This is a genomic window from Yersinia aleksiciae, from assembly GCF_001047675.1.
GTDB lineage: Bacteria > Pseudomonadota > Gammaproteobacteria > Enterobacterales > Enterobacteriaceae > Yersinia > Yersinia aleksiciae.
Genome location: NZ_CP011975.1, coordinates 2,571,293 through 2,597,300, shown reverse-complemented (window position 1 = coordinate 2,597,300; position 26,008 = coordinate 2,571,293). Strand labels below are relative to the sequence as shown.

The following is a 26,008-nucleotide window of genomic DNA, read 5'->3' as shown; positions in this document are numbered from 1 at the left end:
TTTATTCTCATCATATGGCAACCTTCACAGCTAAAATAGTATTACAGCATCTAGCGTTTAGGTGTCCTATAGGAACATGCTTATAGTCGCCAAAACAAAACAACTTATCCCGTTAAGGTTAACACACGTCGTTAACACAACGGAGCAGAGATCGTTGCGGAGCGCTACATTCTAGCGATAGCGTCCGCCTTTGTCTTTAAGATTCAGGAGAGTGCATGGAGTTCAGTGTAAAGAGCGGCAGCCCGGAAAAACAGCGCAGTGCCTGTATTGTAGTCGGCGTTTTCGAACCTCGTCGTCTATCTCCCATTGCCGAACAACTCGACAAAATTAGTGATGGCTACATCAGCGCTTTATTGCGCCGTGGTGAACTTGAAGGCAAAGTCGGGCAGACGCTGTTACTGCACCATGTGCCGAATATTCTCTCCGAGCGCATCTTGTTAATTGGCTGTGGCAAAGAGCGCGAGCTTGATGAACGCCAGTACAAGCAAGTGATCCAGAAGACCATCAATACCCTTAATGACACCGGTTCAATGGAAGCGGTCTGCTTCTTGACTGAGCTGCATGTAAAAGGCCGCAATACTTACTGGAAGGTGCGTCAGGCGATAGAAACCGCCAAAGAGACGCTTTACACCTTCGATCAGCTTAAAAGTAATAAAACTGAACCCCGCCGCCCGCTGCGTAAAATGGTGTTCAATGTGCCAACTCGCCGCGAACTGACCAGCGGTGAGCGCGCAATCCAGCACGGTCTGGCAGTGGCATCCGGTATCAAAGCCGCCAAAGACTTGGGCAATATGCCGCCCAACATCTGTAACGCCGCCTATCTGGCGTCGCAGGCGCGTCAACTGGCCGATGCATTCAGCACCAATATCGTCACTCGCGTGATTGGCGAGCAGCAGATGAAAGAGCTGGGTATGCACTCTTATCTGGCGGTTGGCCATGGTTCGCAGAACGAATCATTAATGTCGGTGATAGAATATAAGGGTAATCCGAACCCTGACGCTAAGCCAATTGTGCTAGTCGGCAAAGGGCTAACCTTCGATTCCGGTGGTATTTCCATCAAGCCAGCCGAAGGCATGGATGAGATGAAATATGACATGTGCGGGGCGGCAACCGTTTATGGCGTGATGCGTGTCGTGGCTGAGTTGCAACTGCCATTGAACGTGATTGGTGTGCTGGCAGGCTGTGAAAACATGCCGGGCGGCCGCGCTTATCGTCCGGGTGATATTCTGACCACCATGTCTGGCCAAACCGTTGAAGTGCTGAATACCGATGCGGAAGGCCGTCTGGTGCTATGCGATGCGCTGACTTACGTTGAGCGTTTCGAGCCAGAGTTGGTGATTGATATCGCGACGCTGACTGGCGCGTGCGTGGTGGCGTTAGGCCATCACATCACCGGTTTGATGTCGAACCATAACCCATTGGCGCATGAGCTGATTGGGGCATCAGAGCAAGCAGGTGATCGTGCATGGCGCTTGCCGCTTGGTGATGAATACGCCGAGCAACTGGACTCCAACTTTGCTGATATGGCGAATATTGGCGGCCGTGCCGGTGGCGCGATTACTGCGGGCTGCTTCTTGTCGCGCTTTACCCGTAAATATAGCTGGGCGCACTTGGATATCGCGGGTACTGCATGGCGTTCAGGTAAGAACAAAGGCGCAACAGGCCGTCCAGTCGCGTTGTTGTCTCAGTTCCTGCTTAACCGCGCAGGGTTAAACGGCGACGATTAATTGTCAGGTTTTAGCTAAGTTATCTGAAGGGCACGTTGCGTGCCCTTTTACGTCATGGTTGTTTCGTTAAAATCATAAAAACAGGTTACAGCATATAACATCATGAAAAACGCCACCTTCTACCTACTCGAACACGACACGCCCGCCGGTGAGCTGCGCGCTCATGAAGCATTGGCCTGCGAGGTTGCGGCTGAACGTTGGCGGGCAGGCAAACGGGTGCTGATCGCCTGTGAGAGTGAAGAGCAGGCCCAGCGGCTAGATGAAGCCCTGTGGCAGCGCGCACCTGACCAGTTTGTGCCGCATAATCTGGCCGGTGAAGGGCCAAAATATGGCGCACCGGTTGAATTAGCTTGGCCAGAACGGCGTGGGAATTCCCCTCGCGACCTGCTGATTAGCCTGCTACCCGAGTTCGCAGGTTTTGCCACCGCTTTCCATGAAGTGGTAGACTTCGTCCCTTACGAAGAAAATTTGAAACAGTTGGCGCGCGACCGATATAAGTCTTATCGCAGCGTCGGCTTCCACTTGACCACGGCAACGCCGCCAACTCATTGAAATAAAAAGAAAATGGAAAACACACCTTCTAGCATCGACAAAACTGAGCCGTCCCTCGATAAGACATACAGCCCGCAAGAGATTGAACAGCCGCTGTATGAGCACTGGGAAAAACAGGGTTATTTCAAGCCGAGCGGCGATACGAGCAAAGAAAGCTACTGCATTATGATCCCGCCGCCAAATGTGACTGGCAGCCTGCACATGGGTCATGCTTTCCAGCAGACCATCATGGATACCTTGATTCGCTACCAGCGCATGCAGGGGAAAAACACTCTGTGGCAAGCGGGTACTGACCACGCCGGTATCGCCACCCAAATGGTGGTTGAGCGCAAGATTGCCGCCGAAGAGGGCAAAACTCGCCACGATTACGGCCGTGAAGCCTTTATCGATAAAATTTGGCAGTGGAAAGGCGAGTCAGGCGGCACCATCACTCGTCAGATGCGCCGTTTGGGCAACTCCGTGGATTGGGAACGCGAGCGTTTCACCATGGACGATGGCCTGTCTAATGCGGTTAAAGAAGTGTTTGTTCGTCTGCACAAAGAAGATCTGATTTACCGTGGCAAACGCCTGGTGAACTGGGATCCGAAACTGCGCACTGCCATCTCTGATCTGGAAGTGGAAAACCGCGAATCTAAAGGCTCAATGTGGCATCTGCGTTACCCGCTGGCCGATGGTGCCAAAACCGCTGAAGGCAAAGATTATCTGGTGGTGGCAACCACCCGTCCGGAAACCGTGCTGGGCGATACCGGTGTTGCCGTCAATCCAGAAGATCCACGCTATAAAGATCTGATCGGCAAAGAAGTGATCCTGCCACTGGTTGGCCGTCGTATTCCGATCCTCGGTGACGAACACGCCGATATGGAAAAAGGTACCGGTTGCGTAAAAATCACGCCAGCCCACGACTTTAATGACTATGAAGTGGGCAAGCGCCACGCCCTGCCGATGATCAACATTCTGACCTTCGACGGTGATATCCGCGCCGAAGCAGAAGTGTTTGATACCCATGGTGAAGCGACCGATGCCTGCAGCGGCGCAATTCCAGAGCAGTTCCAAGGTCTTGAGCGCTTTGCGGCCCGTAAAGCGGTAGTCGCTGAATTCGATAAACTCGGCCTGCTGGAAGAGGTTAAGCCGCACGACCTGACGGTGCCTTATGGTGACCGTGGTGGCGTGGTCATTGAGCCAATGCTGACCGACCAATGGTATGTCCGCACAGCCCCGCTGGCGAAAGTCGCCATTGAAGCGGTGGAAAACGGCGAGATTCAGTTCGTGCCTAAGCAGTACGAAAACATGTATTACTCATGGATGCGCGACATTCAGGACTGGTGTATCTCCCGTCAATTGTGGTGGGGTCACCGTATCCCAGCGTGGTATGACGAGCAGGGTAAAGTGTACGTGGGCCGCGATGAAGCTGAAGTGCGCCGCGAAAACAGCCTCGGCCCTGAAATCGCCTTACGCCAAGACGAAGATGTGCTGGATACCTGGTTCTCATCTGGCCTGTGGACCTTCTCTACACTGGGCTGGCCTGAGCAGACCGAAGCACTGAAAACCTTCCATCCGACCAGTGTGGTCGTCAGTGGCTTTGATATCATTTTCTTCTGGATTGCCCGCATGATCATGCTGACCATGCACTTTATGAAAGATGAAAATGGCAAGCCGCAAGTGCCATTTAAAACCGTGTACATGACTGGCCTGATCCGCGATGACGAGGGGCAGAAAATGTCCAAGTCGAAAGGCAACGTCATCGACCCACTGGATATGGTTGACGGCATCTCGCTGGAAGAGTTGCTGGAGAAACGTACCGGCAACATGATGCAGCCGCAGCTAGCAGAGAAAATCCGCAAGCGCACCGAGAAGCAGTTCCCGAACGGTATTGAGCCACACGGTACTGACGCCCTGCGCTTCACACTGGCAGCACTGGCCTCTACGGGCCGTGATATCAACTGGGACATGAAGCGTCTGGAAGGGTATCGCAACTTCTGTAACAAGCTATGGAACGCCAGCCGTTTCGTGCTGATGAATACCGAAGGGCAAGATTGCGGGCAGAATGGCGGCGAAATGGTGCTGTCACTGGCTGACCGCTGGATTCTGGCTGAATTCAATCAGACCATCAAAGCCTACCGTGAAGCGATGGATACTTACCGCTTCGATTTGGCGGCCGGTATTCTGTACGAATTCACCTGGAACCAGTTCTGTGACTGGTATCTGGAGCTGACCAAACCGGTGATGAACAGCGGTTCTGAAGCTGAATTGCGTGGGACTCGCCATACACTGATTGAGGTATTGGAGGCGCTGCTGCGTCTGGCACATCCGATCATTCCTTACATCACTGAAACCATCTGGCAGCGGGTTAAAACCCTAAAAGGTATTACGGCAGACACCATTATGTTGCAGCCTTTCCCTGAATATGACGCCAATCAGGTTGATGAGAAAGCGCTGAGTGATTTGGAATGGATCAAGCAGACCATCATTGCCGTGCGTAATATCCGTGCAGAAATGAACATTGCGCCGGGTAAACCACTGGATGTGATGCTGCGTGGCGCGAGCGCTGAAGCTCAACGCCGAGTGCTGGAAAACCAGAGTTTTATCCAGTCGCTGGCTCGCTTGTCCTCTCTCACCCTGTTAGCTGACGGTGATAAAGGCCCAGTCTCAGTGACCAAGTTGGTTGAAGGTGCAGAAGTACTAATCCCAATGGCGGGCTTGATCGATAAAGCCACCGAGTTGGATCGTCTGGCGAAGGAAGTGGCGAAGCTGGAAGCGGAAATTGAGCGCATCGAAGGCAAACTCAGTAATGAAGGTTTTGTGGCGCGCGCGCCAGAAGCCGTGGTTGCCAAAGAGCGCGAGAGAATGGCCGCCTGTGCTGAAGCCAAACAGAAGTTAATTGAGCAGCAAGCGACTATCGCCGCACTGTAATCTTATCTGACATAAAGTAAGTACTCACTGGGGGCCATGATCATCTGGCCCCCAACTTTTTACCATTGCATTAATTCAGTGTCATACCTTAAATAATTTGAGTTGTAGGAAGGCGGCCAACGCACATGCAGCTTGAAGTATGACAGGTATAGATGGTATTACAGATTATGACTAAGTTATTACCTTTGGGCTTATAGAGCATGACCACAGCTATATCTCTCCACCTGCTGGTGCGCCCCATCACCGCAGCAGACAATCTCGCTATCGCCAATGTTATCCGCGACGTCTCGGCTGAGTTTGGTCTGAGCGCAGATAAAGGCTATACCGTGTCTGATCCGAATCTGGATCACTTATATGAGCTGTATAGCCAGCCGCGCAGCGCTTACTGGGTGATTGAAGTGGACGGCAATATTGCCGGAGGTGGGGGTATCGCTCCGTTGTCCGGGGGTGAAATCGATCTGTGTGAATTGCAGAAAATGTACTTCCTGCCAATATTACGCGGTAAGGGTTTGGCAAAGCAATTGGCCTTGCAGGCGCTAGAGTTTGCTCGCCAGCAGGGTTTTGGCCGCTGCTATCTAGAAACCACCGCCAGCCTGACCAGCGCGGTAGGCTTATATGAAAGATTAGGTTTTGAGCATATCGGCGGGCCGATGGGCAACACCGGTCATGTGGATTGCGAAGTGACAATGCTGAAAATGCTTTAACTTCCTCTCGCTACAATATCAGGATGCATGACCTCTGAGGTTATTGAAAATGCACCCGTAGCGGAGAGAACAGGCAGATCGTAAAGACGCCGTAAATCCGTCCCTGGAGGCTCGTTCCGCCTGTCCTCACCGTTCTAGATTGCATCATCGGGGTTCATCAGCAGTCTGATTACACGCTAATGAGATCCCCGCTAACAACCCTGCAGCTTCAGGGTCAAAGGGGATTCCCCAAAGTCATTGGAGTTGCAGGTAGGCAGCAAGTAAACAAATCCCGATGAGCTTACATCAGTAAGTGACTCGGGTGAGTGAACGTAGCTAACAACCCTGCAGCTTCAGGGTCAAAGGGGATTCCCCAAAGTCATTGGAGTTGCAGGTAGGCAGCAAGTAAACAAATCCCGATGAGCTTACATCAGTAAGTGATTCGGGTGAGTGAACGTAGCTAACAACCCTGCAGCTTCAAGGACAAAGGGGAATTAGTGACGCTTACCGTCGTCATCCTCATCCACCAACTCTTCATCGTCCAACTCACCATCTTCATCATCTTCTGCGTCAGGATCTTCGTAGTAAGTACCCCAACCGTCGTAATTTACGCCGCACTTTTCAGCCAGTGCGATTAACTGTTCAACCTGTGCATCAATAATTTCAGCATTCAGCGCCACTTCACTGATCACATCACAGCACATCACCATAGAGCCATCTTCCACTTCCAGCTCTTCAGCATCTGTCACTTCATAACCCAGCTTGAATGCTTCAACAGCGGCTTTCTCCAACACGTCGAACTTTTCAGCAGAGAGGTGGTGCTCAATTGTGTACAGCGCATCGGGATCGCTACCATCGTCTAGCAGTTCTTCGATGATTAGGCGGGTTTCGTCACGTTGTTCGTCCAGCATTTCGCGGTTTGCCATGCCTTTATCCTCAGTCAATGGGCTTAGTATGGTGCTATTTTCCCACACCCACGCAGTTGCCTCCACTATAAACGAGAAAGATTTATTGATGGGGGTTGTAATTGCATATTTATACGTATAAATTGAATTTAAATTCAAATAAGCCATTTGAGTTATATGGAGATGAACAGATGAATCAGTTCTATAAACGTCACTTTTTAAGGTTACTGGATTTTACCCCCACCGAGATTACCGCCCTGCTGGATTTGGCAGCTGAGTTAAAGCAAGCCAAGAAATCCGGCTGTGAACTGCAAAAACTGGCAGGTAAGAATATCGCGCTCATCTTCGAAAAAGACTCGACCCGTACTCGATGCTCTTTCGAAGTTGCCGCATATGATCAAGGTGCGCGCGTGACTTACCTCGGCCCAGGCGGGAGCCAGATTGGGCATAAAGAGTCAATTAAGGATACCGCTCGGGTATTAGGCCGCATGTATGACGGTATCCAGTATCGCGGTCACGGCCAGCAAGTGGTTGAAACATTGGCCGAATATGCGGGAGTTCCGGTGTGGAATGGCCTGACCAATGAGTTCCACCCGACTCAATTACTGGCGGATTTATTGACCATGCAGGAGCACCTGCCGGGTAAGCCATTGAGTGAAATGAAATTTGCCTATCTCGGCGATGCGCGTAACAACATGGGCAACACCATGTTAGAAGCCGCCGCACTGGTAGGGATGGATTTACGTCTGGTCGCACCAAAAGCGTGCTGGCCGGAGGCCAAACTGGTGGCTGATTGTCAGGTGCAGGCGCAAAAAACGGGCGGTAAAATCACGCTGACAGAAGATATTGCCGAAGGCGTGAAAGGCGCTGATTTCCTGTATACCGATGTTTGGGTCTCAATGGGTGAGCCAAAAGAGGTGTGGCACGAACGTGTAGCACTGCTGAAACCCTATCAGGTCAATATGGATGTGGTGAAGCTGACCGGTAACCCGCAGGTTAAGTTTCTGCACTGCCTACCCGCATTCCATGATGATCAAACCACGCTGGGCAAGCAGATGGCAGAGCAGTACCACTTGCCGGGCGGAATGGAAGTCACCGATGAAGTGTTTGAATCCGCGCACAGCATCGTGTTTGATCAGGCCGAAAACCGCCTGCACACCATCAAAGCAGTGATGGTCGCCACACTCAGCCAGGCATAAAAATTGGGGCCGATGCGTTATCGGCCCTAAATCATTTCACACCCAACCAATAGGCGTTATTGGCGCAGGCAGATTGAGTGCGGACAGCGCACTGCCCGAAGCTCAAACTGGCAAGCAAAATAGCCTATTTCACCGCCATCTTCACGACGGCCTTGCGCACGTTAGCCGGCTCACCTACGGCACATAGTGGCTTATGCACTTCACCGGGGTAAAACACCACAAAATCGCCGATTTGCATGACAAATTGCTTCTCATCGACACCCGCCGGTAAAAAAGCAATATCTTTGTCCGCCAACCAGTCGGTATCTGGCTTACCGGCAGGCTGATTACTGAAGGTCATCCCCTCAACGCCCGCCAAAACAATCTGGATATCCAGATACTTGGCATGATATTCCGCTCGGCGATTTTCCAGATAGTCAGTGCTGTCATTAGAAATCAGCACGAACAGATTATTGCCATCAATATCATGCTTACCCAAAGGGGTTTCTGCGGTGATATGACTTTTCACATATTCGATGGCGTCTTTCAATGGCGTAGGCAGATAAGGCAACAATTCCAAATGATGAATATTTCCGGTAATCATGGCTTTCCCTTTCGTGAAGGTAAAATGAAATAACGTTCCATTATAACCAATTCATCGTTCATGGCGTCGGAAGATTTGCGATAAATAAGGGGTTTTATTGTCAGCGCGAAATCCCCTCATAATCATTACTTTTCTGTAATATTTACTTATCACTTATTGTTATAACAAATAACTGTTGAGACTTTGACCACAGACAGCAAAGCCACTATCGTGAGAAACTGCGATTAAATATTCGAAAAAACAATAATTTCTTCGCGAAGTTAACGGGCGCTACTTGCTATCAATGCAAAAAGCATTGGTGGTCGAATCCATGTCAGGGAGTCTCAATGAAAGCTAAAATTCTGTCATTACTGGTTTTGACAGCACTATCTGGCAGTGTACTGGCCGCAACGCCAGCAGATACGTTGGTGGTTGTACAATCCCTGGATGATATTGTCAGTCTGGATCCGGCAGAAAGTAATGAACTGTCCAGTATTCAGACCGTACCAAGTCTCTATCAGCGCCTGATACAAGCGGATCGTGATAATCCGGAAAAGATTGTGCCGATTCTGGCTGAGAGCTGGCAAGGTGACGCCGCAGCCAAAACCCTGACCGTGAAATTGCGCCCAGACGCCGTTTTTGCATCCGGTAATCCGGTGCAAGCTGATGACGTGATTTACTCCTTCACCCGCGCAATCAAGATGAACCGTTCACCGGCCTTTATTCTTAACGTTCTGGGCTGGGACGCGAGCAACATCGATCAACATCTGAAAAAGATCGACAAAAATACCCTGCAGCTGAGCTGGAGCGCAGATGTCAGCCCAGCGGTTGCCTTGAATATCTTATCAACGCCGATCGCCTCGATTGTTGATAAAAAGGTGGTCACCGCCAATGTAAAAGACAACGACTACGGCAATGCTTGGCTGAAAATGCATTCAGCCGGTAGTGGCCCATTCAAAATGCGTGTTTATCAGCCGCATCAGGCTATCGTGTTGGATGCCAACCCAACATCGCCGGGTGACAAGCCGCTGATTAAAAACATCATTATCAAAAACGTACCGGACCCAAGTGCTCGCCGTCTGCTGATTCAGCAAGGTGATGCCGATATCGCCCGCGAATTAGGGCCAGACCAAACCGCCGCGCTGAAAACACAAGCTGGCGTCAAAGTGGTTGAGATCCCATCAGCAGAGCAAAACTATTTGGTCTTTAATACCGCTAACCCAGCCAACCCGCTGCTGAGCAAACCAGAGTTCTGGCAGGCCGCACGCTATTTGGTTGATTATCAGGGCATTACCAAAGACCTGCTGAAAGGCCAATATTTCGTGCATCAAAGCTTCCTGCCTGTTGGTTTGCCGGGTGCGCTGGAAAGCAATCCGTTTACCTTTGATCCGGCTAAAGCTAAAGAAATTCTGACCAAAGCGGGCATTAAGGACGCAACCTTAACGCTGGACGTTGAGAACAAACCGCCGTTTATCACCATCGCCCAATCGTTACAGGCCAGCTTCGCCCAAGGTGGCGTGAAACTGGTGTTGCTACCCGCCGCCGGCAGCCAGGTGTATGGCCGAGTGCGCGCCAAGCAGCATCAGTCCGCTATCCGCTTGTGGATCCCGGATTATTTCGATGCACACTCCAATGCCAGCGCCTTTGCCTATAATGATGGTAAGAGCAGCACTGTTGCCGGTTTAAACGGCTGGGTTATTCCTGAGCTAAATAAACAGACACTGGCAGCGGTGGCAGAAGCCGATCCAGCTAAGCGCACTGCGCTCTACACCCAGTTGCAACAAGAGCTGCAACAGAACTCGCCTTACATCTTTATTGATCAAGCCAAAGCACAAGTTGTGCTGCGAGATAATGTTAAGGGCTACCAACAGGGCCTGAATGCAGATATGGTCTATTATGACCGTGTCAGCAAATAGTCTCTGTTAGCTGACTTATCAATAAAGTTTTTATGAAATATAAGTAGGTTGATAGTCGATGTCTGTCGCACTAAATCAAACGCCGGGAACCCAATCCCGGCGTCGTCTTTGGGGGGTTTTACAGGGATTATTGACCCTGGCCCTAACCCTATTCGGTCTGCTGGTGATCACCTTTTTCCTGTCGGCAATGTCGCCAGTGGATCGGGTGCTACAAATTGTGGGCGACCACGCCAGTGAGGCCACATATCAGCAGGTCAAGCACCAGCTCGGGCTGGATCAGCCATTAGTCGTACAGTTCTGGCACTATTTGGTGCGGTTGGCCCATGGTGATTTGGGGCTTGCCAGTGCCAGCGGTCAGCCGGTATTGCAAGATTTGCTCACCGTTTTCCCTGCATCACTGGAACTGGCGACGCTATCGCTGATCATTGGTGCCACACTCGGGGTTATCCTCGGTTTATTGTGCGCCCGCTGGGCTGGTAGCAAGCTGGATGCCGCGATTCGCTTTATCACTTTGCTGGGTAACTCAGTACCCATCTTCTGGCTTGGCTTGCTGATGCTACTGCTGTTTTATGCCCGCCTGCAATGGAGCCCCGGCCCCGGTCGCCTCGATGACATTTATCAATATACCGTGGAAGCGAAAACCGGTTTTGCCCTGATCGACACTTGGCGTTCTGGCGATGCTGGCGCCTTTGGCAATGCCATCGCCCACCTGATTCTGCCGGTTGCCCTGCTCTCTTACTATGCGCTCGCCAGTATCACCCGCCTGACCCGTTCGGCCTGCCTGAGTGAACTGAATAAAGAGTACATCACGCTGGCGAGGGCCAAAGGTGCCGGTGAGATGCGCATTCTGTTGATGCACGTGCTGCCGAATATCCGTGGCACCTTGCTCACGGTGATTGCGCTGGCGTATACCAGCATGCTGGAAGGTGCGGTGTTAACCGAAACCGTCTTTGCCTGGCCGGGGATTGGCCGCTACCTGACCAGCGCTCTATTTGCCGGGGATACCACCGCCATTATGGGCGGAACCCTGCTGCTCGGTGTGTGCTTTATTTTGATTAACAATGTAACGGATCTACTGGTCCGCTTGCTGGACCCGAGAACACGCTGATATGTCGATGATACTAATATGCAAATAGCAAAAGTCTGCTACGCGCTGAAGCGTTCCCCCTCCACCAGCATTGGGCTGTTTATTCTCTCCCTGCTGGTGATTATTGCGATTTTTGCCCCGTGGCTCGCACCACAAGATCCTAACTGGCAAAACGCTGCTGATCGGCTGCTACCGCCCGGTGCCGCAGGGCACTGGTTAGGGACTGACAGCTATGGCCGCGATATGCTGTCGCGCCTGATTTATGGCACTCGCCCAACGCTGGGCTTGGTGCTGCTGGTCACGGTGATCACGCTGCCGCTAGGGCTGCTGGTTGGGGTACTTTCCGGCTATTACGGCGGCTGGCTCGAACGTGTTCTGATGCGCGTCACTGATGTGGTGATGTCGATGCCACGGCTGATTTTGGCTTTTGCTTTTGTGGCGATGCTCGGCCCCGGTTTGATTAATGGCGCACTGGCGTTGGCGCTGACCACTTGGCCCGCCTATGCCCGTCAGGCGCGCGCCGAGATTCAATTACTACGTCAAAGTGACTATCTGGCGGCGGCTGAAATGATGGGTATCAAGGGGCTGCGTCTGCTGTGGGGCCATATTTTACCCATGTGCCTCCCCTCGGCGGTGGTGCGACTGGCGCTGGATCTGGCCGGGATTATCCTGGCAGCCGCCGGGTTAGGTTTCCTCGGCTTGGGGGCTCGCCCACCCATGTCTGAATGGGGATCGATGGTCGCTGACGGTATGCAGGTTATCTTCGATCAGTGGTGGATCGCCGCCATTCCGGGCTGCGCTATCTTGCTCAGCAGCATGGCATTTAATCTGTTAGGCGATGGCCTGCGCGATATTTTGGACCCTCACCATGACTGATAAAATTTTCGCCGTAGAGAATTTGTGTGTCGATTTTCAGCAACAGCGGGTGGTGGATAACATCTCCTTCCAACTGGGTCACGAGCGCGTCGCGTTAGTGGGCGAATCGGGCTCCGGCAAATCCATTACCGCCAGAGCGCTGATGGGATTGGTCCGCTCACCGGGAAAAGTCAGCGCCCAAAAACTGAGTTATTACGCGGATAATACCGATGACCACGGGGGATCCGGCCAGGTCATTGAACACGATTTATTGCAGTTGAAGCCCAAACAATGGGGCGCGTTACGTGGCAAAGAGATCGCCATGGTGCTACAAGATCCTCGCTATGCGCTGAATCCAGTGCGCACTGTGGGCAAGCAAATTGAAGAGTCCCTGCTGCTACACAATGCCCTGTCCGGTGCTGATACCCGTGAACGCGTGTTAAATGCGCTGGCATCAGTCGGGTTAAATGAAAGCGCCTACCACCAATACCCCGGCCAACTTTCTGGCGGTATGGGGCAACGGGCCATGTTAGCTATCGCTTTGGTGAATAACCCGAGAGTATTAATTGCTGACGAACCCACCTCAGCCTTAGACGCCAAACTGCGTAACCAGATCCTAGAGTTGATCGTCGAGCAGACTGAGCAGCGCAATATGAGTTTACTGCTGATCAGTCATGATCTGCCGTTGGTATCGGAGCATTGCCACCGCGTGTTGGTGATGTATCAGGGGAAACTGGTGGATCAGGGGCTGGCCGCCGAGTTACCGCACTCGACCCACCCTTATACCCACACTTTATGGGCTTGCCGCCCAAATGCCAGCACTTATGGTACTGATCTGCCGGTATTGGATCGCAGCGCAGATTTTTCAGGAGGCTCCCGTGGCACTGATTGAAGTCAATAACCTACGGGTCAGTTTCGCCCAGAAAAATCAGGTAAAAACGGCAGTGGAGTCGGTGAGCTTTGCCGTTGAGGAGGGCGAGACTTTCAGCCTGATCGGCGCATCCGGCTGTGGTAAATCCACCGTGTTACGGACACTGGCCGGTTTACAACGGGAGTGGCAGGGCGAGATAACCTTGTTGGGCCAGCCGTTGCGGCCGGGGCAGCGCTTCACCGGCCAGCTGCGCAAAGAGGTGCAGATGGTGTTTCAAGACCCTTATGCCTCACTCCACCCACAGCATAATATTCAGCGCACGCTGGGTGAGCCGCTAAAGATTCACGGCGAGCAGCATATTCAGCAACGGATTGACCAAGCTTTGGCGCAAGTGGGCCTGCCTGCTTCTGCGGCGCAACGTTATCCCCATCAATTCTCCGGCGGCCAACGCCAGCGCATTGCCATTGCTCGCGCCCTACTCTTGCGACCAAAACTGCTGCTGCTAGATGAACCCACCTCGGCGTTGGACATGTCGGTTCAGGCCGAGATCCTCAATCTGCTCAATCAGTTAAAACACGAACACGGCATGACCTATCTGCTGGTGAGCCACGATAGCGATGTGGTGGCACACATGTCCGAGCGCGCGGCCATGATGGAGAGTGGCAAGATAGTGAGGGAGTTCTCGCGGCGAGATTTGGAGTTGGCGGAACATTTTATGGGGTAAGGGGTCGGGTTCGGTTGCTAGGAGGATCGGCGCTGCTTTCGGTTGATAGCCGTTCTGTGTTCACTTGATCTTCGTCTCCCAACTGAGTCGGGCCGCAGAGCGGCGGCCCAACACCCGCGCCTTTATAGGCAAAACCAGTCGTGATGGCCGTCGACCCACGCTATCGAAACATAAGATATCGGTACAGAACCCTTTCCAAATCTTGTTTCATACTGACAAAAGCCAGTATTTCCAAGGTTTGACCATCATAGTCATATATGACGCGATACTCACTTTCGGGATCCAGCCGCTCACGAAATTGTACGCCGCTATCTGATAGCATTGAGTTAAAACGATAGCGGATTGGATCTTCACTGATCGCCGTTATTGATGATATCAATAAATTATCGACGAATTCTCCAGCCTTAACGGATCCCATCGTGCCGCTTTTAAAGGATTCAATATCCTTAAGAGTCCATTCTGCTGCTGGTGATATAATTATTTGGGGCATTCCTAACCTCAATATTACTTGCGCGCTTCGCGCAGCTTCCTTAGCGTCTCTTCAGGCGACATACCTTGCTGGTTTTTAATATCCTGCTTAGCCAACATGACTAGCTTCAGCAGGGCATTTGATTGGCGTTCAAGATTACGTTCCCTAATTTCAGCCTCCCTTTCCGCTGCTGGCTGGACAAACAACTCAGCAACGCCATTTTTTGTGACAAAAACACCGCCATCAAAAAGGTCAGGCGATCCCAGTCCTTCCCTCGCTGCTTTTTGAGACATTGTGGTGGTCATAGTCATTTCTCCTTTAATTGCCGCTCATACTCTAGGCAAGCTATCATCCACGCAGTGAAATATCAAATTTATACTAAATTTGTACACGCTCTCTTCCACAGAAAATTCCCATTTTGTCGGCCACTGAGCAGCAAATAACCCTAACGCCAATTTCCTTGCTCTACGTCAATTTAGTTTACCGCCACCTATATATAGTGCTTGTAGGAACACAAACACCTATATGTAGTAGTTATCCACAAAAGCATCCACACCCCCTCGCAGCCCTTATGTGCTGCGGGTCGGCTTGTGGATAACCCTACGCGGCAGGATACAGGAGCGACATTGTGAAAACAGTAGTGATTAAACGGGACGGTTGTCAGGTACCTTTTGATGAGGTGCGTATCAAGGAAGCCGTCGAGCGCGCAGCTTTGGCTGTTGGCGTTGTGGACGCAGATTATTGTGCAACTGTTGCCCGTGTGGTCGCTCAGACGATGGAAAACCAGCCGAAGGTTGATATCCGCGATATCCAAAATGCGGTCGAAAACCAACTGATGGCCGGTCAATACAAGCAGTTAGCCCGAGCTTATATCGAGTATCGTCATGACAGAGATATCTCGCGGGAACTGCGTGGTCGCCTGAATCAGGAAATCCGGGGCTTGGTAGAGCAAAGTAACAAAGCGCTACTGAACGAAAATGCCAATAAAGACAGCAAAGTGATCCCGACGCAGCGCGATTTGCTGGCCGGTATTGTCGCCAAACACTACGCCAAACAGCATATCTTGCCGCGCGATGTGGTACTGGCCCATGAGCGCGGTGAGATCCACTATCACGATCTGGATTACGCGCCATTCTTCCCGATGTTCAACTGCATGTTGATTGATCTCGATGGCATGCTGACGCAGGGTTTTAAAATGGGTAACGCGGAGATTGAACCGCCTAAATCCATCTCGACTGCCACTGCCGTCACGGCACAAATTATCGCGCAGGTCGCCAGCCATATCTATGGCGGCACAACCATCAACCGTATCGATGAAATTCTGGCTCCGTTTGTCACCGAAAGCTTCAATAAGCATAAGTCTGTGGCGCAAGAGTGGCAGATCCCTGATGCCGCCGGCTATGCCATGTCGCGCACCGAAAAAGAGTGTTATGACGCCTTCCAGTCACTGGAATATGAAGTGAATACCCTGCACACCGCCAATGGTCAGACACCTTTTGTCACCTTCGGTTTCGGACTGGGCACCTGTTGGCAGTCGCGCATGATCCAGCAGGCTATTCTGCGTAACCGCATTGCCGGCTTGGGCAAAAACCGTAAAACCGCCGTCTTCCCGAAATTGGTATTTGCTATCCGCGACGGTCTGAATCACAAATTTGGCGATCCTAACTACGATATCAAACAGTTAGCGCTGGAGTGCGCCACCAAGCGCATGTACCCCGATATTCTGAATTATGACCAAGTGGTGAAAGTTACGGGCTCCTTTAAAACGCCAATGGGCTGCCGCAGCTTCCTCGGCGTTTATGAAGAAGAGGGCAAACAGATCCACGATGGCCGTAATAATCTGGGGGTCATCAGCCTTAACCTGCCGCGCATCGCGCTGGAAGCCCAAGGCGACGAAGAGAAATTCTGGCATTTGCTGGATGAGCGCCTGCTGTTAGCCAAGAAAGCGCTAATGACCCGCATTGCCCGTCTGGAAGGGATCAAAGCACGAGTCGCGCCTATTTTGTATATGGAAGGGGCTTGCGGCGTGCGCTTACAGGCGGACGACAATATCTCTGAGATCTTTAAAAATGGCCGCGCATCCATCTCACTGGGCTTTATCGGTATCCATGAAACCGTTAATGCGCTATTTGGCCATCAGACTCATGTCTTTGATGATGAAAAGTTACGTGAAAAAGCTGTAGCGATCGTCGAGCGCATGAGACAAGCAACGGATAACTGGAAAGATGAAACCGGTTACGCCTTCAGTCTGTACAGCACGCCAAGTGAAAATTTGTGCGACCGCTTCTGCCGCCTTGATACCGCTGAGTTTGGTGTGGTCGAGGGGGTGACAGACAAAGGTTACTACACCAATAGTTTCCATCTGGATGTCGAGAAGAAAGTGAATCCCTACGACAAACTGGACTTCGAAGCGCCATACCCGCCATTGGCGAACGGGGGTTTCATCTGTTACGGCGAATACCCTAACTTGCAGCATAACCTTCGCGCACTGGAAGATGTGTGGGACTACAGCTACAGTCGAGTGCCTTATTACGGCACCAACACGCCGATTGATGAGTGCTACGAATGCGGCTTTACTGGCGAGTTCTCCTGTACCAGCAAGGGCTTTACCTGCCCGAAATGCGGTAATCACGAGCCATCGAAAGTGTCGGTCACCCGCCGGGTGTGCGGCTATCTGGGTAGCCCCGATGCGCGGCCATTCAACGCCGGTAAGCAAGAGGAAGTTAAGCGCCGAGTGAAACATTTGGCTAATGGGCAGTTGGGCTGATTGAGATAAGGGGCGGTCTTACACCGCCCATGAATGGAGCTAATACGATCAATTTTCATCAATACTACCCAGTCGACGTCATCAACGGCCCCGGCACGCGTTGCACGCTGTTCGTCTCCGGCTGCGTGCACGAATGTGTGGGCTGTTATAACAAAAGTACCTGGCGGCTTAATTCGGGTAAGCCGTTTACCGCCGAAATGGAGGATCAGATTATTGCTGATCTGAATGACTCTCGCATTCCGCGTCAGGGGCTATCCCTCTCTGGCGGTGATCCACTGCATCCGCAAAATTTGTCCGCTATCCTGCAATTGGTAAAACGGGTACGTGACGAGTGCGACGGCAAAGATATCTGGGTCTGGACTGGCTACACCCTCGCCGAGCTCACCCACGAGCAAAAACAAGTGGTTGATTTAATTAACGTTCTTGTCGACGGAAAATTCGTGCAAGATCTGAAAGATCCCTCACTTATCTGGCGCGGCAGCGGTAATCAGGTGATTCACCACCTGCGTTAGATGGCCCAATCTCTCTGTTGGGCCATAAACTAATTCGCAAAGTTATAGGTCAAGGTCGCATTAAACCGCCAATCCCGACGGTGACTATCACTGGGCAGGTCGCCAATCGGCCTCGCCCCTTCCAGTGATAGCGAATAGTGTTTGTTGTCGCCAAAAGTCACGCCCACCGCGTAAGAAGCCAGTTTTTGTGCACGGAATATCGGCGAGTTGTACCAGGTATGTGCAGTATCTACCACCACATAGGGCTGGATTGATTTCAGCCAGACGCCATTTTCTCGCGTGTGCATGTAACGCATTTCAACCTGTCCACCGTAGCCATAATCCCCCGTCGCTTCACTGTCTGGATAACCACGGCCAAAGCGTAGACCACCGAAGGTGACATGCTCGGCTTCCGGCAAATCATTGTCAGACCAATCACCTTCTGCTGCCGCACTTAACCGCCATTTTTCGTCCATCAGATATGCGCCATCGCCAGTGAGCTTCCAGCGGGTAAAGTCCAAATTGCCCCAAGGAACCGAGCTGGATGCGAGACCGCCGTTGATGCCTTTGCGCACACTGGCGCGGGTGCTCCAGTAGGCTTGCTTATATTCACGGTAACCGCTCAGCGCCAATTCAGCCGCTGGATAACGCATACGTTGATTATTATCCTCCAGATCGACCAATAAGTTATTTTGGCTATTCAGTCTGGCGCGTTGTTTGAGGGTATAGCTTTTTTCCAAATAATCGAGGCCACCACTGACTGTCCATTGGCGCTTGCGGGTTAATTCCAACGGATAGCTTAACACCACGCCACCGGTATATTGCGTCTGCTCAGTGCGGCCTGCCAAAGTTATATTTTGGGGGTAGATAGTCAGTAAATCGGTATAATCTTTCGGGTCCTGTTTATAATAGCTGCCGCGAGTTTGCAGCAATAATCCATTACTGCCTAAATATTGCTGATAGTTTACGCCCAGATATTGATCTCTATTTTTATTATTGAGCGGCAACAGTGTTGCGATGCCAAATTGCTCGGCATAGGGGGTAAAACCACTTAAAGTCGCATTAAGCACCCCGCTATATACCCCTTTACGACTATCCAGTGCGGTACTGACATTCCAGTTGCGCGGATGATCCGCTTTAATATCCATCAGCGTCGCGCCATAAATATTGTCCGGATTTTTTGCCGTAGCGATCACTTTGGTGTCCGGCGTGCGACTCATCAAAATATTGTAGTGCTCGAAGGTATCCTGCGTCAGCGGCTTCTCGGCCATGATGCGCTGGGAGAGTTTGGTCAGCCAGCGGCCGATCATCGCATTGTCACTTTGAATACGGGTATTCGCGATATAGCCCTCAACCAATCCTATTTTTAATGTTCCATTGGCGAAATTATCGGAGGGCAAATAAGCATAAGAGAGTACATAACCCTCTTGCTGATAGCGCTGAGTAATAGACTGCGTTGCCACCAGCAGACGCTTTAACGGGACTTTTTTGCCAATATAAGCGTTAAATGGCTCGCTCAGCAGTTTAATATCGTAACGGGTGCCGCCAATAAACTGAATATGTCGCACATCAATGAGTGTATCTAGGGTCAATTTAGGGCCGCGTGCGGGAGTTGAAATAGCCGGTGGGGTTGTTCGTGCTGGTTGTGGCTTGGTAATATCACGGGATATTCTGGAGGGGTTATTTTGATCGATTAACATCGGCACGGTATTGGCCCACGCGCTGTATTGCCATCCAAAAAACAATAATAGCCACGCTCTATTCGTCATAGAATATTCCTTCTGCGCACACAAAATTATAATTTTAATAATCTATTTTTATTATCTTTAGATTAGGTGCTCCCCTCAGGAGTGGGAGGGGAGCGAATTTTGCTTTCAATTAGTTTTAGGTTTCAACAACCCGCCGACTAAGCTCCCCCCTGTGCTGGCATTCGTATTGGCAGAAACCCCTGCCGTCAGCCCGCCGGTGACCCCACCCACAGTGTTATTCACTCCAGCCAATAAGCCATTGGAGCCACTGGTGGACGTGGGTGATGCCACCAAGCCACCCGCACTGGAAACCGCTTGCCCGGTGCCTTGCAGCACTTGGCCTACTCCCGCTAAAGCGGGTGCATTGGTACCCACCTGTGTACCCGTGGCCGAAACGGTGCCACCCACCGCTGTCAACAAATTATTCACTGGCGCACCAATACCGGTGGTGGCACCCACTGATTGAGTCACATCTTGTACCTGACCCACCACCGGCGTCACGATCCCAGTCGCTGCCGTCGTCAGCTTACTGGTGGTGCCAGTTTGCAGATCTTGCGCCAATCCATTGCCGATAGCACTGACTGTCCCGCCAGTCTTATCGACCAATCCACCCGCAGTACCGGTCACGCCCGCTAATGGCGTATTGGTGCCAATACCTGAAACTGTGCCACCTAATCCTGAAACACCGGTACCCACATCCGCCACCGCTTTCGGTACACTGGCCGCTGTCGTGCCTAAAGCATTAGGATTATTTCCTAATTGACCGACGCCGGTCTGTAATCCGGTCCCAACTTCGCTGACCGCATTACCGGCGCTATCGACCACCGTGACCAGACCCGAGCCAACAACGGGCAAGCTGCCAACTGGGGTTTGACTGACCACATCACTGACCGTATTACCCACACCATCTACTGCGGTGCCTACGCCACTGACTACATTGCCAGTGGCGGAATTATTGGTCGTCGTTCCACCACCCGTTCCACCGCCGCCCGTCCCGTCGTCAGAGCCACCTCCAGAACCTCCGCCAGTACCGCCGTCAGTCCCTGAACCACCCGTAGTTTGGCCTGAATTATTCTTCGCCGCATTGTAAGAACCGCCGCCACTTCCGCTGCAGGCGGCAAGGGAGCAAGCAAGCAATATTGCCAAACTTATCTTGCTCAGATGGCTGATATTATTAGGGCGCATAGTATAAACCCTCAGAGAGAACGCCACAGCGGCGTAAAATAACTATAAGAGACACTTATGTTTCCCTCAAGTTGCAATAATGTTTATTTTTTGTTTTAAATGATTAGTTATTGGCTGTAGATGTATCGAATTGATAATGCGATAAATCTTTTTCGTATAAACAGTTCACTTTTACCGATAAAAAAACCGTTTTATCATCATAAAAGTTCACCGTACCGCCATCTCAGCTTAACCCTACTGTCATGAAAAAAAGCCAGCATAGCGGTGAGATCACTTACCGGTTATCGCCATGACAATCACCCCGCTGTCCGACCGTTTGACGCTTTCTGCTGCTGCATTTTGTGCGTCCATCAAGGGGGGTTGTGTTGAGAGAGGTATATCTGCCATGCACTTATCTAGACCACCGACCAGCTTCCCCACCCGCTATCAACAAATTGCGGCCCAGTTAGAACAGGAGCTACGCGGTCACTATCGCTGTGGTGATTACCTGCCTCCCGAGCAGCAATTGGCGGATCGTTATCAGGTCAACCGCCATACCCTGCGCCGTGCCGTGGATGAACTGGTTGAGCGCGGCTGGCTACAACGCCGCCAGGGTATCGGCACTCTGGTGTTGATGCGCCCCTATGACTACCCGCTACATGCCAATGCACGCTTTAGCCAAAACTTGCTGGATCAGGGCAGTGACCCCACCAGTGAGCGCTTACTAGCGGTCTTACGCCCTTGTGTAGAGCATGTCGCCAAAGCACTCTCCCTGGAAGAGGGTGCGCCAGTGATCCACTTACGCACCTTGAGGCGGGTCAATGGCGTGCCGGTCTGCCTGATCAATCACTACCTACCCGACCTCAATTGGTGGCCCGCACTGCAACAGTTCAACTCCGGCTCGCTGCATCAATTCATCACGCAGCATCTGCAACAGCCACTCAGCCGTAGCCAGACGCGCATCAGCGCACGCCGCGCACAGGCCAAAGAGAGCCGCTTGCTGGAGATTGCCACCCATGCGCCGCTGCTGTGTGTGCGCACCTTAAATATCTGTGTCGATAGCCAACAGGTGGCGGAATACTCCGTCAGCCTGACCCGCGCTGACATGATTGAACTGACCATGGAGCACTGAATGGAAAGCACCTCGACCACTCGGCAGAGCTGGATGTCAGTGTTGGCACATAGCCAACCGGCTGAACTCCTCGCCCACTGGCAGCCACTGAACTTGTCACCGACCTATCAAGTGATCCGCGCGCCGGAGATTGGCTTAAACCAATTGCAGGCCAGAATGGGGGCCACTGGCCGCCGCTTTATTCTCGGCGATATGACCCTCACCCGTGCGGTCATTATGCTGAATGATAACCCCGATATTTACGGCTACAGCTACATTGCCGGGCGCAATAAACCCCACGCCGAACTTTGTGCACTGCTGGATGCCTTGCTGCAACTCTCGACTCTCAACAGAGATCCGGCCACCGCCCACGGCAAGCCCGCCGGACTGAATAAACTGCTACTGAGCGCGGTGATTTACCCACTGGCAGCGGCACAGCAAGAGCGGCGGCAGCTACGCGCCCGCGCTATCGCCTCCAGCAAAGTGGATTTCTTTACCCTAGTGCGAGGTGAGGACTGATGCGCTTACTCACCCATTTTGACCAGCCCGTTGATGATGCTCAGCACAGTTTTCGCCGCATTCTCAAAGCGTTGAGCGAACCCGGTGTGCTGGTCACGCTACCTCTTGTCACCGGTTGGCAACCGCTGAACCCCGCCACTACCGCTCTCTTGCTGACATTGGCGGATCAGGAAACCCCGCTCTATCTGGCTGCTGCGTTAAGCAGTGACGAGGTGCAACAGAATCTGCGCTTCCATACTGGCACCCCCTTGGCAGCAAGCAGTGCTGCGTCCAGCTTTGCGCTATTTAGTGATGCCGTCACGGCAGAGCAACTGGCCGCCTGCCCAGCCGGTGACGAGCTATCGCCGGAGCACTCCACCACGGTCGTGATTCAAACCGACAGTCTGCACCACGGCATAGCATTACGTCTGCGCGGGCCGGGCATTGAACACCACCGCAGAGTCGCGCCGCAACTGCCCGCCGCCGTACTGGACTACCTGCTTAACCGCCCCGTCGCATTCCCTGCGGGTATCGATTTTCTGTTGACCTGTGGTGAGAAGCTGATGGCGATCCCACGCACTACCCATGTGGAGGTGTGCTGATGTACGTTGCAGTCAAAGGGGGCGAAAAAGCCATTGCGGCAGCCCATCAATTGCTGGAGCACCAGCGGCGCGGCGACACCCAGATCCCAGCGATCGATTGCGAGCAGATCGAGCAACAACTGGGGCTGGCGGTGGATCGGGTGATGACCGAAGGGGGTATCTACGATCGCGAACTGGCTGCCCTGGCGATTAAGCAAGCCAGCGGTGATCTGGTTGAAGCTATTTTCTTGCTGCGCGCCTATCGCACCACCTTGCCGCGCCTCGCGGTTAGCCTGCCACTGGCGACGGAGAATATGCGGCTAGAGCGGCGCATCTCCGCTATTTACAAAGATTTGCCCGGCGGGCAGGTGCTCGGCCCGACCTACGATTACACCCATCGGCTACTGGATTTCACCCTGTTGGCCTCCGGTGACGCCCCCGCAGCCCCTGATGGCCGCGCAGTACCGCCGGATGACCTATTGCGGGATCGCTGCGCCCATGTGTTTGATTTACTGACACAAGAGCAGTTAGCGCACGCCGAGCAAGATGACGGCACTGCACCGGAAGATATCACTCGTCATCCACCCGTATACCCCTGCCATCGTTCGGCGCGGCTGCAACAATTGGTGCGGGGCGACGAAGGTTTTCTACTGGCGTTGAGTTACTCCACTCAGCGCGGCTATGGCCGCACCCACCCATTTGCCGCCGAAATTCGTACCGGTGACCTGACCATCTCCATCCAGCCGGAAGAGTTGGGCTTTGCTATCGATATCGGCGAGATCCTGCTGACCGAATGTGAAATGGTGAATGGCTTTGTCGATCCGGCATCAGAACCGCCACACTTTACCCGTGGCTACGGTTTGGTTTTTGGTCGCGGCGAGCGCAAGGCGATGTCGATGGCGCTGATGGATCGCGCCCTGCAAAGCCGCGAATATGACGAGAACGTCACCAGTCCGGCGCAGGATGAAGAGTTCGTGCTCGCCCATGCGGATAACGTTGAGGCCGCCGGTTTTGTCTCGCACCTCAAACTACCCCATTACGTCGATTTTCAAGCTGAGCTGGAGTTGCTCAAGCGCCTGCGCCGTGAGCACCTCTCCTGCGCAGCACAATCCTCGGTAACACCATCCTCGGTAGCACCATCCTCCGCTGAACCCACCCCAACACAGGAGCCGCACCATGACTGAGGTTCTCACCGGTTACAATCTGGGGTATCTGGATGAACAGACCAAGCGGACATTACGCCGCGCGCTGCTGAAAGCCGTGGCGATCCCCGGTTATCAGGTGCCGTTTGCTGGGCGGGAGATGCCGATGCCTTATGGTTGGGGCACGGGCGGTATTCAACTGACCGCCTGTTTGATTGGCCGTGCAGACGTGCTGAAAGTGATTGATCAAGGGGCGGATGACACCACCAATGCGGTGTCGATCCGCCGCTTCTTCCAGCGGGTCAGCGGCGTGACGACCACCGAAAAGACCGCCGACGCCACACTGATCCAGACTCGCCACCGCATTCCGGAGACGCCACTGGGCGCAGATCAGATCCTGATCTATCAAGTGCCGATCCCAGAGCCGCTGCGCTTTATCGAGCCACGGGAGACCGAAACCCGCAAAATGCATGCGCTGGAGGAGTACGGCGTAATGCAGGTGAAGCTGTACGAAGATATCGCCCGCTACGGCCATATCGCCACCACCTACGCCTATCCGGTTAAAGTGAATGATCGCTACGTGATGGACCCCTCGCCGATCCCGAAATTTGATAATCCCAAAATGCACATGATGCCCGCCCTGCAACTGTTCGGCGCTGGCCGCGAGAAGCGCCTGTATGCCCTGCCGCCGTTTACCAAGGTGGAGAGTCTGGATTTCGACGATCACCCCTTCACCGTGCAGCAGTGGGATCACCCCTGCGCCCTCTGTGGATCCCGTCACAGTTATCTCGATGAGGTGGTGATAGATGATCAAGGCAGTCGGATGTTTGTTTGCTCGGATACCGATTTCTGCCAGCAGCAACTGGCGCAGATAGCCGCACAAGATAGCCTGACGCACGAGGTAAACACCCGATGATTTCTGCATGCTCAGTTTCCACCTCCGCCGCCCACCCGCTGCTGTCGGTGGAGAATCTCACCCACCTCTATGCGCCGGGCAAGGGATTCAGTGATGTCTCTTTCCAGCTCTATCCCGGCGAAGTCTTGGGGATCGTCGGTGAGTCTGGTTCGGGGAAAACCACACTGCTGAAATCCATTTCGGCGCGACTCGCGCCGCAACAGGGGCAGATTATTTACCACCCTGACACACAGCAACCGGTTGATTTATATCAGATGGCTGAGAGTCAGCGCCGCCGTTTACTGCGCACAGAATGGGGCGTGGTGCATCAGCATCCGCTAGAGGGTTTGCGGCCGCAAGTCTCGGCGGGCGGCAATATCGGCGAGCGCTTAATGGCGATCGGCCAGCGCCATTACGGCGAGATACGCCAACAAGCCGGCCGCTGGCTGGAGGATGTCGAGATCCCCCTGTCCCGTTTGGATGATCTCCCCACCACCTTCTCCGGTGGCATGCAGCAGCGGCTACAAATTGCCCGTAATTTGGTGACCCATCCGAAGCTGGTGTTTATGGACGAACCCACTGGCGGACTGGACGTCTCGGTACAAGCGCGGCTGTTGGATCTCCTGCGCAATCTGGTCGTAGAGATGCAGCTCGCGGTGGTGATTGTCACCCACGACCTCGGTGTCGCCCGCCTACTGGCACACCGCCTGCTGGTGATGAAAGAGGGCCAAGTCATCGAAAGCGGCCTCACCGACCGAGTCTTGGACGACCCCCATCACCCCTACACCCAGCTACTCGTCTCATCAGTACTGCAAAACTGACTTTTTAGATTTTAGCCGTTGTTTTTGCTATTTATTTTTACCCTGGTTTTGATTTTGACCTTAACCAGCGAATCGGCCAACGCCGACGGAAGAACGCAGGCAGGGTGAACCGACAGGACGTCGGCGAAAGGCGTCAACCTACAGGGATGTAGGTTAAAGCCGTCCCGTTAAGCCGAAGAGATGAAAGAGGGAACCCACGCAGTGGGCGATGGATGTTGAGCGAAGCCGCAGGTGCAGGAGGGCCGGCCTGCCCTCCTGCTCGATTGCTAACACTGAAGTCACATGGATCACCGCAGCCCTAGCAAGCGAAATCATTTAAGCGAAACCAGC

General features: G+C 52.8%; 24 protein-coding genes and 1 pseudogene. 18 read left to right on the top strand and 7 right to left on the bottom strand.

Annotated elements, in window-relative coordinates; translation table 11 throughout:
* The first annotated feature begins 215 nt into the window (after positions 1 to 215).
* From pepA to ACZ76_RS11740, 4 genes are all read left to right on the top strand, one after another.
* Positions 216 to 1,727 (top strand): leucyl aminopeptidase, encoded by a 1,512-nt coding sequence (gene pepA, locus ACZ76_RS11755; protein WP_048619093.1) that lies wholly within the window; start codon positions 216 to 218, stop codon positions 1,725 to 1,727.
* Positions 1,728 to 1,829: 102 nt separating this feature from the next.
* Positions 1,830 to 2,279: a DNA polymerase III subunit chi gene (locus tag ACZ76_RS11750; protein WP_048619092.1), complete on the top strand. Its 450-nt coding sequence runs from the start codon at positions 1,830 to 1,832 to the stop codon at positions 2,277 to 2,279.
* Positions 2,280 to 2,291: 12 nt separating this feature from the next.
* Complete coding sequence (locus ACZ76_RS11745; protein ID WP_048619091.1) at positions 2,292 to 5,189, top strand: valine--tRNA ligase; 2,898 nt, start codon at positions 2,292 to 2,294, stop codon at positions 5,187 to 5,189.
* 200 nt (positions 5,190 to 5,389) lie between these two features.
* A complete protein-coding gene (locus ACZ76_RS11740; RefSeq protein ID WP_048619090.1) occupies positions 5,390 to 5,893 on the top strand; it encodes a GNAT family N-acetyltransferase in 504 nt (167 codons plus the stop codon).
* Between the two features lie 36 nt (positions 5,894 to 5,929).
* On the opposite strand, the pseudogene ACZ76_RS19690 reads toward ACZ76_RS11740, so the two are convergent.
* Together ACZ76_RS19690 and rraB are read right to left on the bottom strand one after the other, a co-directional pair.
* Positions 5,930 to 5,995 (bottom strand): annotated as a pseudogene (locus tag ACZ76_RS19690) (gluconate 5-dehydrogenase); the annotation flags it as partial.
* A 371-nt stretch (positions 5,996 to 6,366) separates the two neighbouring features.
* Positions 6,367 to 6,798 (bottom strand): ribonuclease E inhibitor RraB, encoded by a 432-nt coding sequence (gene rraB / locus ACZ76_RS11735; protein ID WP_048619089.1) that lies wholly within the window; start codon positions 6,796 to 6,798, stop codon positions 6,367 to 6,369.
* 170 nt (positions 6,799 to 6,968) lie between these two features.
* Between rraB and argF the strand changes: the two genes are divergently transcribed.
* The gene (gene argF, locus ACZ76_RS11730; RefSeq protein WP_048619088.1) at positions 6,969 to 7,976 is read left to right on the top strand and encodes an ornithine carbamoyltransferase; all 1,008 of its coding nucleotides are present in this window, start codon (positions 6,969 to 6,971) and stop codon (positions 7,974 to 7,976) included.
* A gap of 124 nt (positions 7,977 to 8,100) precedes the next feature.
* Here the strand turns inward: argF and ACZ76_RS11725 are convergent, their stop codons facing one another.
* On the bottom strand, positions 8,101 to 8,559 hold the full coding sequence (locus ACZ76_RS11725; RefSeq protein WP_048619087.1) for a YhcH/YjgK/YiaL family protein: 459 nt from the start codon (positions 8,557 to 8,559) through the stop codon (positions 8,101 to 8,103).
* A 326-nt stretch (positions 8,560 to 8,885) separates the two neighbouring features.
* On the opposite strand from ACZ76_RS11725, the gene ACZ76_RS11720 reads away from it, so the two are divergent.
* From ACZ76_RS11720 to ACZ76_RS11700, 5 genes are read left to right on the top strand one after another with little or no spacing between them, the layout of a single operon-like run.
* Positions 8,886 to 10,454, top strand: a complete 1,569-nt coding sequence (locus ACZ76_RS11720; protein WP_048619086.1) for an ABC transporter substrate-binding protein — start codon at positions 8,886 to 8,888, stop codon at positions 10,452 to 10,454.
* 58 nt (positions 10,455 to 10,512) lie between these two features.
* Positions 10,513 to 11,562, top strand: coding sequence for an ABC transporter permease (locus tag ACZ76_RS11715; RefSeq protein ID WP_048619085.1), 1,050 nt, complete (start codon positions 10,513 to 10,515; stop codon positions 11,560 to 11,562).
* Between the two features lie 18 nt (positions 11,563 to 11,580).
* On the top strand, positions 11,581 to 12,417 hold the full coding sequence (locus ACZ76_RS11710; RefSeq protein ID WP_048619084.1) for an ABC transporter permease: 837 nt from the start codon (positions 11,581 to 11,583) through the stop codon (positions 12,415 to 12,417).
* Positions 12,410 to 13,288, top strand: a complete 879-nt coding sequence (locus ACZ76_RS11705) for an ABC transporter ATP-binding protein (RefSeq protein WP_048619083.1) — start codon at positions 12,410 to 12,412, stop codon at positions 13,286 to 13,288. Before ACZ76_RS11710 ends, ACZ76_RS11705 begins: the two co-directional genes overlap by 8 nt.
* Positions 13,275 to 13,991, top strand: a complete 717-nt coding sequence (locus ACZ76_RS11700; protein ID WP_048619082.1) for an ABC transporter ATP-binding protein — start codon at positions 13,275 to 13,277, stop codon at positions 13,989 to 13,991. The genes ACZ76_RS11705 and ACZ76_RS11700 overlap by 14 nt, the downstream gene beginning before the upstream one ends.
* A 160-nt stretch (positions 13,992 to 14,151) precedes the next feature.
* Here the strand turns inward: ACZ76_RS11700 and ACZ76_RS11695 are convergent, their stop codons facing one another.
* Positions 14,152 to 14,481 carry a type II toxin-antitoxin system RelE/ParE family toxin gene (locus tag ACZ76_RS11695; protein WP_048619081.1) on the bottom strand — a complete coding sequence of 110 codons (330 nt, stop codon included), beginning with the start codon at positions 14,479 to 14,481 and terminating at the stop codon, positions 14,152 to 14,154.
* Between the two features lie 14 nt (positions 14,482 to 14,495).
* Positions 14,496 to 14,765: a hypothetical protein gene (locus ACZ76_RS11690; RefSeq protein WP_048619080.1), complete on the bottom strand. Its 270-nt coding sequence runs from the start codon at positions 14,763 to 14,765 to the stop codon at positions 14,496 to 14,498.
* Positions 14,766 to 15,088: 323 nt separating this feature from the next.
* Between ACZ76_RS11690 and nrdD the strand changes: the two genes are divergently transcribed.
* Together nrdD and nrdG are read left to right on the top strand one after the other, a co-directional pair.
* Positions 15,089 to 17,227 carry an anaerobic ribonucleoside-triphosphate reductase gene (gene nrdD, locus ACZ76_RS11685; RefSeq protein WP_048619079.1) on the top strand — a complete coding sequence of 713 codons (2,139 nt, stop codon included), beginning with the start codon at positions 15,089 to 15,091 and terminating at the stop codon, positions 17,225 to 17,227.
* Positions 17,228 to 17,274: 47 nt separating this feature from the next.
* Positions 17,275 to 17,739 carry an anaerobic ribonucleoside-triphosphate reductase-activating protein gene (gene nrdG, locus ACZ76_RS11680; RefSeq protein WP_048620273.1) on the top strand — a complete coding sequence of 155 codons (465 nt, stop codon included), beginning with the start codon at positions 17,275 to 17,277 and terminating at the stop codon, positions 17,737 to 17,739.
* A 29-nt stretch (positions 17,740 to 17,768) separates the two neighbouring features.
* On the opposite strand, the gene ACZ76_RS11675 is transcribed toward nrdG, so the two are convergent.
* Both ACZ76_RS11675 and ACZ76_RS11670 read right to left on the bottom strand, forming a co-directional pair.
* Positions 17,769 to 19,487, bottom strand: a complete 1,719-nt coding sequence (locus tag ACZ76_RS11675) for a ShlB/FhaC/HecB family hemolysin secretion/activation protein (RefSeq protein WP_048619078.1) — start codon at positions 19,485 to 19,487, stop codon at positions 17,769 to 17,771.
* 105 nt (positions 19,488 to 19,592) lie between these two features.
* The gene (locus ACZ76_RS11670; protein WP_048619077.1) at positions 19,593 to 20,651 is read right to left on the bottom strand and encodes a collagen-like triple helix repeat-containing protein; all 1,059 of its coding nucleotides are present in this window, start codon (positions 20,649 to 20,651) and stop codon (positions 19,593 to 19,595) included.
* 385 nt (positions 20,652 to 21,036) lie between these two features.
* Here ACZ76_RS11670 and phnF point away from each other — a divergent pair, with 385 nt between their 5' ends.
* The 6 genes from phnF to phnK are packed head-to-tail and all read left to right on the top strand — an operon-like array spanning position 21,037 to position 25,678.
* Entirely contained in the window at positions 21,037 to 21,762 is a 726-nt protein-coding gene (gene phnF, locus ACZ76_RS18840) for a phosphonate metabolism transcriptional regulator PhnF (protein ID WP_048619076.1), read from the top strand.
* The gene (phnG, locus tag ACZ76_RS18835; protein ID WP_048619075.1) at positions 21,763 to 22,260 is read left to right on the top strand and encodes a phosphonate C-P lyase system protein PhnG; all 498 of its coding nucleotides are present in this window, start codon (positions 21,763 to 21,765) and stop codon (positions 22,258 to 22,260) included. It begins immediately after the preceding gene.
* Positions 22,260 to 22,841: a phosphonate C-P lyase system protein PhnH gene (gene phnH / locus ACZ76_RS11655; protein WP_048619074.1), complete on the top strand. Its 582-nt coding sequence runs from the start codon at positions 22,260 to 22,262 to the stop codon at positions 22,839 to 22,841. Before phnG ends, phnH begins: the two co-directional genes overlap by 1 nt.
* Positions 22,841 to 24,004 (top strand): carbon-phosphorus lyase complex subunit, encoded by a 1,164-nt coding sequence (locus ACZ76_RS11650; protein ID WP_048619073.1) that lies wholly within the window; start codon positions 22,841 to 22,843, stop codon positions 24,002 to 24,004. The genes phnH and ACZ76_RS11650 overlap by 1 nt, the downstream gene beginning before the upstream one ends.
* Positions 23,997 to 24,878, top strand: a complete 882-nt coding sequence (locus ACZ76_RS11645; RefSeq protein WP_048619072.1) for an alpha-D-ribose 1-methylphosphonate 5-phosphate C-P-lyase PhnJ — start codon at positions 23,997 to 23,999, stop codon at positions 24,876 to 24,878. Before ACZ76_RS11650 ends, ACZ76_RS11645 begins: the two co-directional genes overlap by 8 nt.
* Positions 24,875 to 25,678, top strand: coding sequence for a phosphonate C-P lyase system protein PhnK (gene phnK, locus ACZ76_RS11640; protein WP_048619071.1), 804 nt, complete (start codon positions 24,875 to 24,877; stop codon positions 25,676 to 25,678). Before ACZ76_RS11645 ends, phnK begins: the two co-directional genes overlap by 4 nt.
* Positions 25,679 to 26,008 lie beyond the last annotated feature (330 nt).

Bases quoted from the DNA above. Each gene is read 5' to 3' on its own strand.
- argF (WP_048619088.1), top strand. From the start codon at position 6,969: ATGAATCAGTTCTATAAACGTCACTTTTTAAGGTTACTGGATTTTACC.
- pepA (WP_048619093.1), top strand. From the start codon at position 216: ATGGAGTTCAGTGTAAAGAGCGGCAGCCCGGAAAAACAGCGCAGTGCC.
- phnG (WP_048619075.1), top strand. From the start codon at position 21,763: ATGGAAAGCACCTCGACCACTCGGCAGAGCTGGATGTCAGTGTTGGCA.
- ACZ76_RS11695 (WP_048619081.1), bottom strand. From the start codon at position 14,481: ATGCCCCAAATAATTATATCACCAGCAGCAGAATGGACTCTTAAGGAT.
- ACZ76_RS11645 (WP_048619072.1), top strand. From the start codon at position 23,997: ATGACTGAGGTTCTCACCGGTTACAATCTGGGGTATCTGGATGAACAG.
- ACZ76_RS11710 (WP_048619084.1), top strand. From the start codon at position 11,581: ATGCAAATAGCAAAAGTCTGCTACGCGCTGAAGCGTTCCCCCTCCACC.
- ACZ76_RS11725 (WP_048619087.1), bottom strand. From the start codon at position 8,559: ATGATTACCGGAAATATTCATCATTTGGAATTGTTGCCTTATCTGCCT.
- phnK (WP_048619071.1), top strand. From the start codon at position 24,875: ATGATTTCTGCATGCTCAGTTTCCACCTCCGCCGCCCACCCGCTGCTG.
- ACZ76_RS11715 (WP_048619085.1), top strand. From the start codon at position 10,513: ATGTCTGTCGCACTAAATCAAACGCCGGGAACCCAATCCCGGCGTCGT.
- rraB (WP_048619089.1), bottom strand. From the start codon at position 6,798: ATGGCAAACCGCGAAATGCTGGACGAACAACGTGACGAAACCCGCCTA.
- ACZ76_RS11670 (WP_048619077.1), bottom strand. From the start codon at position 20,651: ATGCGCCCTAATAATATCAGCCATCTGAGCAAGATAAGTTTGGCAATA.
- ACZ76_RS11720 (WP_048619086.1), top strand. From the start codon at position 8,886: ATGAAAGCTAAAATTCTGTCATTACTGGTTTTGACAGCACTATCTGGC.
- phnF (WP_048619076.1), top strand. From the start codon at position 21,037: ATGCACTTATCTAGACCACCGACCAGCTTCCCCACCCGCTATCAACAA.
- ACZ76_RS11650 (WP_048619073.1), top strand. From the start codon at position 22,841: ATGTACGTTGCAGTCAAAGGGGGCGAAAAAGCCATTGCGGCAGCCCAT.
- ACZ76_RS11690 (WP_048619080.1), bottom strand. From the start codon at position 14,765: ATGACCACCACAATGTCTCAAAAAGCAGCGAGGGAAGGACTGGGATCG.
- ACZ76_RS11750 (WP_048619092.1), top strand. From the start codon at position 1,830: ATGAAAAACGCCACCTTCTACCTACTCGAACACGACACGCCCGCCGGT.
- ACZ76_RS11745 (WP_048619091.1), top strand. From the start codon at position 2,292: ATGGAAAACACACCTTCTAGCATCGACAAAACTGAGCCGTCCCTCGAT.
- ACZ76_RS11740 (WP_048619090.1), top strand. From the start codon at position 5,390: ATGACCACAGCTATATCTCTCCACCTGCTGGTGCGCCCCATCACCGCA.
- ACZ76_RS11675 (WP_048619078.1), bottom strand. From the start codon at position 19,487: ATGACGAATAGAGCGTGGCTATTATTGTTTTTTGGATGGCAATACAGC.
- phnH (WP_048619074.1), top strand. From the start codon at position 22,260: ATGCGCTTACTCACCCATTTTGACCAGCCCGTTGATGATGCTCAGCAC.
- ACZ76_RS11705 (WP_048619083.1), top strand. From the start codon at position 12,410: ATGACTGATAAAATTTTCGCCGTAGAGAATTTGTGTGTCGATTTTCAG.